Below are 14101 nucleotides of genomic sequence, written 5' to 3' on the forward strand. Positions count from 1 at the left end.
TGCTTTTATACTTTAGTATAATTTATCTTTCTTTACAGTAAAATATCTAATAATTATTTGCGTTATTTGAATACTTATATGAAAAAACAGTTAGTACTTCTTTTTTGCGGATTTTTAATACAAGTTAACCTTGCTCAGGTCAACAATTCTGTGCTATCTTCAGGTGATTGGTTTAAATTTTCCATAGACACGACTGGTGTTTTTAAAATTGATAAAAATTTATTGCAGCAAATTGGGGTTTCTACCAATGGCTTAAATCCGAAGAAACTACATATTTACGGAAATGGTGGCCAACTTTTACCGGAGGCAAATAGCGATTTTAGATTTGATGATTTACAAGAAAATGCCATTTATGTAGCAGGAGAAGAGGATGGTACTTTTGATAACAAGGATTACATTCTTTTTTATGCAACAGGTCCGCATGACTGGGAGGTAAATACAACGAGTAATTCCATAAAACACAGGCAGAATATTTATACGGACAAGGGATATTATTTTATAACAGTAAATAATACGGATGGAAAAAGAATTACTCAAAAAAATCCAAATACAAATACCCCAGCTGCCCCAATAACAATTTTTGATGATTATATTTTTCATGAAAAAGAGGAGAAAAATATTATAGCCGTGGGCACACAATGGTTTTTTGAAGAAGATTTTAATATACAAAATACACAAAGTTTTAAAATTCCTTTTCCGAATGCAGTGGCAAATGAGAACTTAAATGTAAGAGTTAGAGGGGTGTCTAATTCCGTCGTTTCATCTTCGATGGTAGTGAAAGTGAACGGACAAGATTTGCTAACCCTTGATTATGCAGGAATAAATTTAAGCTCTTTAACAAAAGCATATGCAGTAGAAAGAAACGCTAATATTTCAAATAGTGCTGAAAATATAGAGATTGAGATTACTTTTAATAATAATGGAAATCCATCCGCAAGTGCATTTTTAGATTACATAGAAATTGTTGGGAAAAAACAATTGACGTTTAGTGATTTTCAGTTTTCATTTAGAAGTTTTGCACAAGCAACTGCAACAGGAACAGTAGAGTATCAAATAAGTAATGGGAGCGCTGCTTTTCAGGTTTGGGATGTTACGAACCCTATTGCTCCGCAAATCATTACCAATCAGAGTGCGGCAAACAATTTTACCTTTAAAGACAATGCAGGTGTTCTAAAAGAATATATAGTTTTAGATGATTCTGATTTTTACAAACCAGAAATCATAGAAAATGCTAAAGTTAAAAATCAGAATTTACATGCTTTAAAGGACATTAATTATATTCTAATAACAAATTCGGAACTTTCTGCGCAAGCACAAAGGTTGGCAGATTATCATCAGGTGAATTCGAATATTACCACTAAAGTAGTTTTGATTGATGAAATTTATAATGAATTTTCTTCGGGTTCAAAAGATATTACAGGAATTCGAGATTTTCTAAAAAAAGTATATACTAGAAATTCATCAGAAGAAACAAAACTAAAATATGTCTGCTTTTTTGGGGATGCGTCTTATGATTATAAAGACAGAATTCAAGGAAATAATAATATTGTTCCAGTAAAACTATCCACCAGTAGTTTCAACTTAGCATCATCATGGGTAACGGATGACTTTTTTGTAATGCTAGAAGACAATGAAGGGTCCATGTCCACCGCCCATACAATTGATGTTGCCTCCAGTCGAATACCGGTTTCTACAGTTTCTGAAGCAACTCTCGTAGTTGATAAAATTTTAAGGTATTACGACAAAAAATCCATTGGAGATTGGCGCAACACCATAACCTTATTGGCAGATGATATAGATAAAGCAGGAGAAGAAGTTATTGAGCAAGGAGTAGAGTCTATTGCGGATGAAATAAAAAATAATAAGAAGATTTTTAATGTTAATAAAATTTATTTGGATGCTTTTGTACAGGAAAATTCTTCGGGTGGAGAACGATATCCAGAAGTTAACAAAGCAATTACCAATGCCATTGAAAAAGGAACTTTATTATTTGATTACTTTGGTCATGGAGGGGAAGATGGTTTTGCAGCAGAAAGAATATTAACCGTTCCCCAAGTTAAGGGTTTTAATAATCCCAATTCATTGCCGCTTTTAATTACGGTTACCTGCGATTTCTCTAGATTCGACAACCCTAATAGAATTACAGCTGGCGAACTCACTTTAAAAAATGCAACAGGTGGTGCAGCAAGTATGATTACAACGACTAGAGAGGTTTATATTTCAACTGGTCAGCGTTTCAATGAACAATTAATTCGAAAGTTGCTAGCCTTTAATGATGAGAATTTAACAATTTCAGAAGCTTTAATGGCGACTAAAAACCAGTTTTCTAGTAACCAAAAATTCTTTATTTTTTCTTTTGGAGATGCTGCTATGAAATTAGCAATTCCGAAACCAAATATTCGCATCACAAAGATGAATGATGTAGCCGTAACACAGTCGTTAGATACGATAAAAGCCTTGTCTAAAGTAAAGTTTGAAGGCGTGGTAACCGATGAATCAGATGCAGTTTTAACCAATTTTAATGGCACACTTTCTACCACCGTTTTTGATAAGTTAATTGACAAAACAACGCTAGACAATGATGGCTTTGGTATTAAAATGCCTTTCGATACACAAGATAGTAAGTTGTTTAGAGGGAAGTCTACCGTAGAAAACGGCGTTTTTAGTTTCGATTTTATTGTGCCGAAAGATATTAAAGTTGCGTATGGACCAGGAAAATTAAGTTTTTATGCAGAAAATGGCGAAATAGACAAAGCTGGCTACAATTTTGATGTGGTTGTTGGTGGAATAGATGAAAACGCTCCAGAGGATACTGTTGGACCTGAAATACAGTTATTTATGAACGATGAATCGTTTATAGATGGAGGTAACACCAATGCATCTCCGAATTTAATTGCTGTTTTGTCTGATGCTAGCGGAATTAATACCTCTATAACTGCCGTAGATCATGATATAGTGGGCGTTCTAGATGGAGATACTTCAAATCCAATTATTTTAAATGATTTTTATCAAACTGAATTAAACGATTTTTCTAGTGGAAAAGTTACCTATACGCTCAGAGATTTAGAGGTGGGCCGGCACACATTGAAATTAAAAGTATGGGATACTTACAATAACTCCTCAGAAAGCACGTTAAATTTTGTGGTTGTGAGTGACGCCATTTTAAATTTAGAAAATGTGTTAAATTATCCAAATCCTTTCGTAAATTATACAGAGTTTTGGTTCAATCATAACAAGCCAAATGAACCTTTAGAGGTTCAGGTTCAGATTTTTACAGTTTCTGGTAAATTGGTAAAAACTATCAATCAAAATGTTCAAACTACAGGTAATTTATCAAGAAGTATTACCTGGAATGGTTTAGACGATTTTGGTAATAAAATAGGAAAAGGAGTATACGTTTATAAAGTAAGAGTAAAATCAACAGCCAGCAATCTAGTGTCAGAGAAGTATGAAAAATTAGTAATACTGCAATAAAAATTAGATATTTGCTGAACTAACTAAACTAACGAGAAAAACAGAAAATGAGGAAATTAGGATTTTGTATGGCACTTTGTGCTTTAGTAAGTTTAAAAATAAACGCTCAAACCGATACACAACAAACGGGAGGAATTACAACTGCAACTCCGTTTTTGTTAATTGTACCTGATGCTAGAGCAGGTGGAATGGGAGATATGGGAGTTGCCACAACGGCAGATGCTTTTTCTTTATTTCATAATCCAGCAAAAATAGTTTTTAGTGATAGACAAATAAAAACAGGACTTACCTATTCGCCTTGGTTACGTAATTTAACTGATGATATTTTTATAGGAAGTGGTTCCTACATTAATCGATTTAGTGAAAATTCAGCTTGGGGTGCCGATTTTAAATATTTTTCTTTAGGTCAAATAGATTTAACAGACAATCAAGGAAATCCTAACGGAACGATAAATCCGAATGAACTCGTTGCAACAGGCTCTTATGCTTTAAAATTAAGTGAAACCTTTTCTATGGGAGTTTCTTTAAAATATATACGTTCTAATTTAGCATTTAATGGAACTGCCGGAAATACCTTGCAGCCGATCAATTCTTTTGCGGTAGATGTTTCTGGATATTATCAGTCTTTTGAGCAAAATTATGGCAATTTTAACGGACGTTATAGAATAGGGTTTAACATTTCTAATATTGGTCCAAAAGTTTCTTATGTTCCTGGTCAGGAAGATTTTATACCAACAAATTTAAAGTTTGGTGGTGGTTTTGATTTTATCTTGGACGATTACAATATCATTTCAACTACTGTTGAATTTACAAAATTATTAGTACCTACGCCACCAATTAGAGATGGCGATGGGAATGTTATTGACGGAAAAGAGGATGAAGATATAGGATGGATTCAAGGGATGTTTAGTTCTTTTGGTGACGCACCAGGTGGATTTAGTGAAGAGTTAAAAGAATTTACCTATGCTTTAGGAGCAGAGTATTTATACAACAATGCATTTGCTTTAAGAGCAGGATATTTTCATGAGAGTGAGGACAAAGGAAATAGACAATATTTTACGCTAGGAGGCGGATTTAAAACCAACGCTCTAAATATAGATTTATCTTATTTAATTAATTCTTCTGATGTGAATAATCCATTAGAAAATTCATTACGTTTTTCTTTATCTTTTGATTTAGGAGAAATCTATGATAATTATTAATAGTGATAAATTTTTATTAAATTTACAAGATACAAAGCAGTCAAAAAAGACTGCTTTTTTTGACGCTATTATTTATGAGAAAAATTGAAATATCGACATCAGTAACTGTTTACACTGATGTATCAGAACTTTCTTCAGAAGATAAAATGTTAATGGACAAAGCTGTAGAAGCCCGAAAAAAGGCCTACGCACCGTATTCTAAATTTAAGGTTGGTGCAGCATTGCTATTAGAAAATAACCAAATTGTTTTAGGAAATAACCAAGAAAATGCGGCGTATCCATCAGGTATGTGCGCAGAACGCGTAGCTATTTGGAAAGCAGGTTCAGAGTTTCCGGGTGTAAAAATTTTAAAATTAGTTATTTCTGCAAGTTCGTCAATCACAAAAGTTGAGAGGCCTGTAGGCCCTTGTGGTGCTTGCCGACAATCTTTATCAGAATATGAAATTAAACAAAAACAACCTTTTGAAGTTTTGTTTATGGGCGAAGTAGGTGAGATTGTAAAAACAGCATCATTACTGTCATTATTGCCTTTTTCTTTTGATAGTTCTTATTTGTAAAAGAGTATTTTCTAATTAAATGTTAACTGTTGCCTTGACTAAAGAATCTCTTTTAAAATATGAAATCAGACATCACTTCAAGAAAAGACATTCAACATATTATTAAAAAATTTTATGATTGCTTATTGGTTGATGAAAAAATGATCCCTTTTTTTAAAGATATTATTGCTGAAAAGCATTTAGAGCAACATTTAGAGAGTATCACAGATTTTTGGAACGACATTATTTTTGATACAAATACATATCAAAACAATGTCATGCAAAAACACCTTGATAAAAATGCTTTTGTGAATTTTAAAAAAGAACATTTCACCATTTGGATATCGTATTTTTTTGAAACAATTGAGACCTTTTATTTAGGTGATAATTCTGAGAGAATGAAGTCTAGGGCGCAATCTATCGCGACAGTGATGCAATTAAAATTGCATTTATATGAGGGAAAATAAATGTTATTTCTGAGGTTAGATTTCGTTTTTTCATTGGATGTAATCTTCTTTTCATAATTAAACGGCGTAATTTTATACAAATTGATAATTAGATAAAAATGAACTCATCAAGAATTACGGGTACAGGAACTTTTATTCCATCTTTAAAAAAAGAGAATGCAGATTTTCTAGAAGATGAATTTTTAAATAATGACGGTTCTACGTTTTCATCTGATAATGATCTTATTATCGAAAAATTTAAAGCAATTACAGGTATTACAGAAAGGCGATATGCAAAAGATGAATACACCACTTCAGATTTGGCTTTTTTTGCCGCCCAAAAAGCAATAGAAGATGCGAACCTGCATAAAGAGGAATTAGATTATATTATTGTAGCACATAATTTTGGTGATGTAAAGCAAGGCACCATTCAAGGAGATATGTTGCCAAGTATAGCAACAAGGGTAAAATATAAATTGGAAATTGAGAATCCGAATTGTGTTGCCTATGATATTTTATTTGGTTGTCCTGGTTGGATAGAAGGTGTTATTCAAGCACAAGCTTTTATCAAAGCCGGCATCGCAAAAAAGTGTTTGGTTATCGGAGCAGAAACTTTATCAAGAGTTATTGATAAGTATGATCGTGATTCAATGATATATAGTGATGGAGCAGGAGCATGTATCGTAGAAAAAACGGAAGAATCTGATTCTGGAATTTTAAGTCATGCAACACAAACTTTTGCGAAAGACGAAGCCTACTTTTTACATTATGGAGGGTCTTATAAGCAAGAGGAAGACCAAAATGTGCGGTATATAAAAATGTTTGGACGTAAGATTTATGAATTTGCAATTACCAATGTTCCGGCTGCAATGAAAGCTGCTTTAGAAAAAAGTGGTCTTGAAATTGATGATGTAAAGAAAATATTGATTCATCAAGCCAATGAAAAAATGGATGAAGCTATCATCAAACGATTTTATAGATTGTACAAAAAACCAGTTCCAAAAGGAGTAATGCCTATGAGCATTCATAAATTAGGAAACAGTTCTGTGGCTACTGTGCCAACTTTATTAGACTTAGTTTTGAAAGGGAAAATTGAAAATCAGCAGCTAAACAAGGGAGATGTAATTATGTTAGCTTCTGTTGGTGCGGGTATGAACATCAATGCAATTGTTTATAAGGTTTAAGGTTGATTTATTTGTAAATTTAATGATGTTTTTAGGTGTCTCTGTATCCGGAATTTAGAAACACCAGAAATTGTTTGTCCCAAAAAGCTATATCATTTTGAGGAATTCTAATTTATCTTAAAAAATATCAATTTCAGTATTTAAAATTTAATCTGAAATAGTATTTTTGCGCATGCAACAACACAACGTACTTATATTAGATTTTGGATCGCAATACACGCAATTAATTGCAAGAAGAGTCAGAGAGTTAAACATTTATTGTGAAATTCACCCGTATAATCATCCACCAAAAGAATTAGAAAATTTTAAAGCAATCATCTTATCAGGAAGTCCAAATTCTGTAAGAGGAGAAACTGTTTTACATCCAGATTTATCAGAAATCAGAGGTAAAAAACCTTTGTTAGCGGTTTGTTATGGAGCGCAATATTTAGCACATTTTTCTGGTGGAAAAGTAGCGCCTTCCAACACAAGAGAATACGGAAGAGCAAATTTATCCTTTATAAAAGAGGAGGAAACTTTCTTTCAAAATATTTCTGAAGGAAGCCAAGTTTGGATGAGTCATTCAGACACAATTAAAGACTTACCTACAAATGGTGTTCTATTAGCAAGTACAAAAGATGTAGAAAATGCTGCTTTTAAAATTGAAGGGGAACAAACATTCGCTATTCAATTTCATCCAGAAGTATATCATTCTAAAGACGGAAAGCAATTATTAGAAAATTTTTTAGTAAAAATTGCAGAGGTGGCACAAACTTGGACACCAGACTCTTTTGTAGAAAGTACAGTGGCAGCAATTAAAGAAAAAGTGGGCAATGATAAAGTAGTTTTAGGGCTTTCAGGAGGAGTAGACTCATCTGTAGCAGCTGTTTTATTGAACAAAGCAATTGGTAAAAATCTATATTGTATTTTTGTAAATAATGGATTACTGCGTAAAAATGAATTCGAAACCGTATTAGCAAGATACGAAGGTATGGGCTTAAACGTTAAAGGTGTAGATGCATCGGCACGTTTTTTGCAAGCCCTAAAAGGTGTTGTAGATCCTGAGAAAAAAAGAAAAGCAATTGGAAACGCTTTTATTGAAGTTTTTGATGATGAGGCACATAAAATTACGGGTGTAAATTGGCTAGCACAAGGAACTATTTATCCAGATGTAATTGAATCTGTTTCCGTAAACGGCGGTCCATCTGCAACCATAAAAAGTCATCATAATGTGGGAGGTTTACCAGATTATATGAAGTTGAAAATTGTGGAGCCTTTGAGAATGATTTTCAAAGACGAAGTAAGAAGAGTAGGTGCTTCTATGGGAATCGACCCTGAATTATTAGGACGCCATCCTTTTCCTGGTCCAGGATTGGGTATCAGGATTTTAGGAGATATTACTGCAGAAAAAGTTCGTATTTTGCAAGAGGTAGATGCCATTTTTGTAAATGGATTAAAAGAAGATGGTTTGTATGATAAAGTATGGCAAGCCGGCGCTATGTTATTACCGGTAAATTCTGTTGGAGTTATGGGTGATGAAAGAACGTATGAAAAAGTAGTCGCTTTAAGGGCGGTGGAAAGCACAGATGGAATGACTGCAGATTGGGTAGATTTACCCTATACGTTTTTGCAAAAAACATCAAACAAAATAATAAATCAAGTAAAAGGTGTAAATAGAGTTGTGTATGATATTAGCTCGAAACCACCTGCAACAATAGAATGGGAATAAGATATATGAAGCATTTAAAATTTTTTATTTTTCTGTGTATTTTAACGTTCACAGTTTCTTGTGGTCAACAAAAAAAATATATTCAGTACAAGGTTAAAAAAGGGGAAACGATTAGTGTTATTGCTGCTAATTTGAGCATGAAAAAGAAAGATTTATTGCGTTTAAATCCAGATGTTGTAAGTGAACCTAGAACAAATTCTTTTATTGTTGTTCCAGAAAAAAAGCTAAATAACTACAAAAACAAAATAAAAGAGCGTCCAAAAGATATTTCTGATGCTGAATTGACGGAAGATGAAATTATAGATGAAAAAGTGAAACTTTTAGAGGAGCTAAAAGAAAAGTTTGTTGTTTATGAAGTAAAAAAAGGAGATACTTTTTACAGTTTTAAGAAGAAATTTAATGTTACTAGAGGAGAATTATTAATCTTAAATCCTGAACTAGTAGAAGGTTTAAAAGTAGGTCAAATTTTAAAAATTAAAGAAATTCCGGTAGGTGTAGTTTCAGATGAAATTTTTTATAATGATTATCTGCAACCAGAAACCACTTTAAAAATAGCATTGTTATTGCCTTTTAGAACAGATAAATATAATAATGATACCATTGCTGCGCAACAGATATTTAGTAAAAACGCAACTTTAGTAAACATTGCAACCGATTTTTTTATGGGTGCAGAAATAGCTGTAGATTCTCTAAGAACAAAGGGTATAGATATAGAATTAAATGTTTTTGACACAGGAGCCAGAAGAGCAGATGGTATAAGACGTATTATTTCAGAGAAAGACTTGGGTAGTAATCATGCGATAATTGGTCCATTATATTCAGAGGAAGTACAAATGGTAGCTAACAATGTGAGCGTACCTGTTATTTTTCCAGTATACTCTAGTAGTCAATCAAACTTTTCTTCCGCTAATATTATAAAAACTTCACCAGAGAAAAGTGTCTTTAGAGAAGAGTTGGAGAGATATATCAAAGAGAAGTTTGGTTCGGGGAATATTATTATTGTGAGTGATACTAAATTTAAAAATATACAAACTAGTAGACTTTTAAAATCTTCATTAGAATTTGAGGATTCCATTTATAATGTGAATATCTTAACTCCGGACAAAGGATATATAGAAAAGTCTAGATTCCTAGAAGTCTTAAAACCAAATACAAAAAACTGGGTTATTTTAGCAACTGACAACAATGTAATTGTCGCAGATGCGATTAATAGTTTAATAAGTTTGCCAGAAGAAACTACTGCTAGAGTTCTTACTTTTGACAAAGCAGCAGTTTATGACAAGATTGATAATAGAAAATTAGCTCAGGTTGGTTTTACGTATGTAAGTGAGGAGTTTATTGATGAAAATTCTTTGTACTCAAGCGTTTTTAGAGAACAATATTTAAAAAAGAATAAAGCATTACCTTCTTTTTATGCAACCAAAGGATTTGATGTGACCTATGACATTATAGTGAGATTAGCATCTGGAAACGATTTAAAAACAACTTTTAAGCAAGGAGTATCTTCGAGAATAGAAACAAAATTTGATTACAGAGCGAGTAATACAGAAAATCGAGGTTTGTTTATTGTACAGTATAATGAAGATTTAACGTTAACCAAGTTGAAATAAGGTTTGGTTCGGCTACTAAAGTTATTGCGCTTAAATTTCTAAATGAATACTAATAAAAAATCCGCTTTTAGCGGATTTTTTATTAGTATTAGAAAATGATGAAAGGTTAGATTTTTTTCATCTGTTGTTTCATCATTTGCATTTGTTCTTTTAACATGCCATGTTTGTCTAGTTTTTTAGCTTCTGCCATTAAATTAGTGGCTTCACGCTTACGTCTTTTCGTCATCGCGATTCCTGCTAATTGCAATTTTGCCATGGCCAAATCATGATTCATTGATAAACCTAATTTTACGGCTTTCCGTAAAAATTTTTCTGCTTGTGTTATGTTTGTTTGACTTAACATTATCCCTTGTAAATAGTTGTAATACCCTTGTTGCTTGGTGATCAAAGCAGTTTCTGGATTTTTGATGTAGCTTAACCATTTTTGAGTTCCTGGGAAATTTTGTTTACGCAATTGTAAAAACGCTAGTAAAATGAATTCATTTTTAAAATAAAATAAAACAAAAATTCCAGCTAATAATAAGATAGAAATTCCATTCAAAATATTTCCTTGGCTAAATTGGTAAACGGACCAAATTGTTATGAAACCAGCTAAAATTAATTTTATATTTTTATTAAACATGTGTAATTTTTCTTTTTTTGTTATCTCGAGCGAAATCGAGAAGTTGTTTGTTTTCTATTGAAAAGCAAAAATACATTTTTCTCTTAAAAATGTAATGATTTACTTCTTGTAATATTTTTTGTACTTAAACCAAGAGAATGTTCCTAGAATCGCTACAAACCCAATAGAATAATATACAGAGGTAGGAGTGATTACTTGATCTCCACTTGCATAAGAATGCAATCCAGATAAGTAAAAATTCACTCCAAAATAGGTCATCATAATAGAGAAATAAGCAATGATGGTCCATAAATTAAAAGTATATCTTCCTCTTAAACCAGGGATTAAGCGCATGTGTAAAACAAAAGCATAAATCATAATAGAAATTAAGGCCCAGGTTTCTTTAGGATCCCATCCCCAATAACGTCCCCAGCTTTCATTGGCCCACATACCACCTAAAAAGTTTCCGATAGTTAACATAATTAAACCAACAGTAATAGCCATTTCATTAATAATGGTAATTTCTTTGATGTTCATGTCCATTTTCTTTTTGTTACTCTCTTTTGTAAATAAGATTAAAAAGAGCGAGAAAATTCCTAAAATCATTCCTAAAGTTAAAGGGCCATAACTTGCCACAATTATAGAAACATGCACTAATAACCACCATGAATTTAATACCGGTTGCAAGTTGGCAATTTCTGGGTCTAACCAATTCTGACTTGCGAAAAATAAGATAATAGCAGTTACAAATGTTGTTGCCGTGATGGTTAATGCAGATTTTCTTCCTAAGAAAAAACCAAAAAGCATGGTAGTCCAAGCCACATAAATGATGGATTCGTAAGCATTGCTCCAAGGTGCGTTTCCACTAATGTACCATCTGCTAATTAACCCAGCAGTGTGCAATAGAAATAAGCCAATAACCAAGACAATTAAAAGTTTAACAGCACGATTAATCCATTTCTTGGTAACAAATATTTGTGCAATTACAAAACCTATTAAGAGTAAACTGGCCAAGCCATAATAGCGAACTAATTTGGTAAATACATTGTATTTATTGTAGACAATTTCTAATTCAATTTTTTTATCTGAAGGATATACGGCAGCTCCGTATTTCTTCTGGTATTTTTTAATGCCATCTAAAATGTCATTTGCTTTGGAGTAATCATTTGTCTTTTTAGCAGTCTGCAATAATTGTACGTACAGCGGTAAAGATTTTTGCACAAAAACGGTATCTGCAGGCATAAAACCTTTTGTTGAAGTGGTTTCTGGTTGAGAAACCCATGTATTGTTTTCATCATTAGGAATTGGATAAATTTTTAAAATGCCACCTCCAATTGCATTGTATAATAATCCTAGACGTCTGTCAATTTTTATAAGGTCTTTTTCAAAATTATTTTTAATATTATTTTTTTGAGCTTCAGCAACCAGTTCTCTAATTTTATACTCACCTCTATCGGTGAAAAAATCAGATAGTCGCGCATATTTAGTACTATCAGCAATACCTAACTGCTTTCTAATTTTTGTGTTTTTTTTCTCTAAATAGATTGCAGGTACTTCATACCAAAGTCTTGAGTTTTCAATAATTGATAGCAAAACCTGACTAGGTTCCATGCCATGTAAAGTTTCTGTCTGACTAACTTTTCTTACTAATTCTGAAGCAAAAGTGTGTGCAGGTTTCATACGACCTCCTGCATCTTGTATAACAAGTTTATTAAAGCTTTCTGCGTGCGCTAAAGAAACCAAATTTGCTTTTAAAATAGAATCTATTTGTTGGTCGCTGATTTTTTTAGAAGTATGACTTGTAGGTAGTTTACTTGCTTGAGATTGTTCAGTTTCGTGTTTATGATCTGGATCATCATGATCATGATCATGATCTGTAGTTTGTGAAAAACTAATACCAGACAGAAATAACGCAACTACAACAGACATGGTTAATTTCTTTTTTCGGATCTTTTTTAGCGTATTTTTTAAATCATCAAAACGCGTATTTTTTGCAAAGAGAATACAGATTAAACCAATGTAGAGAAAAGAATACCCTAAATATGTAATAAAAGTTCCCCAAAAATCATGGTTAACAGATAAATGAGTTTGTTCTTTTTCACCAGACAAATCATAACTAGATTGAAAGAGTTTATACCCTTTATGATCTAAAATATGATTCATAAAAATGCGATAATCAAAACTTTCATCTGGCTCAATTACAGTAACTTCACTTGCATAAGATGCTGCACTTTCTGAACCGGGATATTTTTCTAACTGAAAGTCATTTAACTTAACGCTAAATGGAGTTTCTTTAATTTTAGCTCCGTACCACATTCTGAAATTTAAAGTATCAACCGTAAATTCTTTAAAATTATCATTGTTAAATTTTCCTCCTGAAAGTTCGATTCTTTTGGTCTGGTCATTGCTTGAAATATCCAAAACTAAGACATCTAATTTTTTGTCATCTTTTGGTCCACTTATAGTTTTCATAGTTCCTTTTGTAGGATATTGAGGAACAACAAAAGGCAATCCAGTAACATTATAAAGAGAACGCAATTTAAAATCTTGAATACTATCTTTTATTAATTTTCCAGTTTGTCTGGTTGCCATCACTTGAAAATCACCATCGGATTTCGTTACAATTTTTAAAGAATCATTTCTTTTAAAAATATTTATAGAGGCATTATTATCTGGTGCTTCATATCCGACTAAAATATTGTGAATGTTCTGAACAGTCCCTGCTTTTATATAATGTTCATGTCTATTTCCGCTTGAGGATTCAACTAAAAATAAATGTTCAACACCATTTTCATCTTGCACTAATTTTTTCTCCGCCCAAGGAATATATTTTACCAAATCAATGCTATATTCTTTTTCTCTAAAGTCATCTGAAAAAGACCAAGAATTAGAGCCCCAAGCGGATAATAAAATGGGCTTATGAATTTTTTTTTGTTCTTTATTATTATCAACAATTACATTGACAAAGGTAGTTTCTGATAAAAATTGATTGGTAGTTTCTCCTTCATTAATTAGCATAATGCCTTCGTAACCTATATATCTGGTTACAGCGGCACCAATAATGATGAATAAAAAAGAGAGATGAAACATTAAAACGGCCCATTTCTCTTTGTTATACAATCTATATCTAAAAATATTTCCAAAAAAGTTAATGATAAAAAACACCATAATAGCTTCAAACCACCAAGCATTGTAAACTAGCGCTTTAGACGTTTGTGTTCCAAAATCATTTTCTATAAAAGTGGCAATCCCCATTGCTGTGGCAAAAAGAATAAATAATATTGCCGTTAAACGTGTAGAATAGAGGAAATTAAAAATGTTTTTCATCCGAATTAATTGC

Annotated in this window: 9 protein-coding genes; 7 read left to right on the forward strand and 2 right to left on the reverse strand. The window is 32.3% G+C overall.

The window, feature by feature from the left end; translation table 11 throughout:
* The first annotated feature begins 78 nt into the window (after positions 1-78).
* The 7 genes from porU (at position 79) to BLT88_RS04310 (ending at position 10160) form a co-directional block, all read left to right on the forward strand.
* Positions 79-3474 carry a type IX secretion system sortase PorU gene (gene porU / locus BLT88_RS04280; protein WP_091953225.1) on the forward strand — a complete coding sequence of 1132 codons (3396 nt, stop codon included), beginning with the start codon at positions 79-81 and terminating at the stop codon, positions 3472-3474.
* A 47-nt stretch (positions 3475-3521) separates the two neighbouring features.
* On the forward strand, positions 3522-4676 hold the full coding sequence (gene porV / locus BLT88_RS04285) for a type IX secretion system outer membrane channel protein PorV (RefSeq protein ID WP_036784981.1): 1155 nt from the start codon (positions 3522-3524) through the stop codon (positions 4674-4676).
* 74 nt (positions 4677-4750) lie between these two features.
* A complete protein-coding gene (gene cdd / locus BLT88_RS04290; RefSeq protein WP_036784984.1) occupies positions 4751-5233 on the forward strand; it encodes a cytidine deaminase in 483 nt (160 codons plus the stop codon).
* Between the two features lie 59 nt (positions 5234-5292).
* Positions 5293-5679, forward strand: coding sequence for a group III truncated hemoglobin (locus tag BLT88_RS04295; protein ID WP_036784987.1), 387 nt, complete (start codon positions 5293-5295; stop codon positions 5677-5679).
* Positions 5680-5777: 98 nt separating this feature from the next.
* Positions 5778-6842, forward strand: coding sequence for a 3-oxoacyl-ACP synthase III family protein (locus tag BLT88_RS04300; protein WP_091953226.1), 1065 nt, complete (start codon positions 5778-5780; stop codon positions 6840-6842).
* A 172-nt stretch (positions 6843-7014) separates the two neighbouring features.
* Complete coding sequence (gene guaA, locus BLT88_RS04305; protein ID WP_091953228.1) at positions 7015-8550, forward strand: glutamine-hydrolyzing GMP synthase; 1536 nt, start codon at positions 7015-7017, stop codon at positions 8548-8550.
* 5 nt (positions 8551-8555) lie between these two features.
* On the forward strand, positions 8556-10160 hold the full coding sequence (locus BLT88_RS04310) for a LysM peptidoglycan-binding domain-containing protein (RefSeq protein ID WP_231960073.1): 1605 nt from the start codon (positions 8556-8558) through the stop codon (positions 10158-10160).
* Between the two features lie 106 nt (positions 10161-10266).
* On the opposite strand, the gene BLT88_RS04315 is transcribed toward BLT88_RS04310, so the two are convergent.
* Both BLT88_RS04315 and ccsA read right to left on the reverse strand, forming a co-directional pair.
* Complete coding sequence (locus tag BLT88_RS04315; protein WP_036784995.1) at positions 10267-10782, reverse strand: hypothetical protein; 516 nt, start codon at positions 10780-10782, stop codon at positions 10267-10269.
* Positions 10783-10881: 99 nt separating this feature from the next.
* Positions 10882-14088, reverse strand: a complete 3207-nt coding sequence (ccsA, locus tag BLT88_RS04320) for a cytochrome c biogenesis protein CcsA (protein ID WP_091953231.1) — start codon at positions 14086-14088, stop codon at positions 10882-10884.
* Positions 14089-14101: the final 13 nt, after the last annotated feature.

Origin of the sequence: Polaribacter sp. Hel1_33_78 (assembly GCF_900106075.1) — a bacterium.
GTDB lineage: Bacteria > Bacteroidota > Bacteroidia > Flavobacteriales > Flavobacteriaceae > Polaribacter.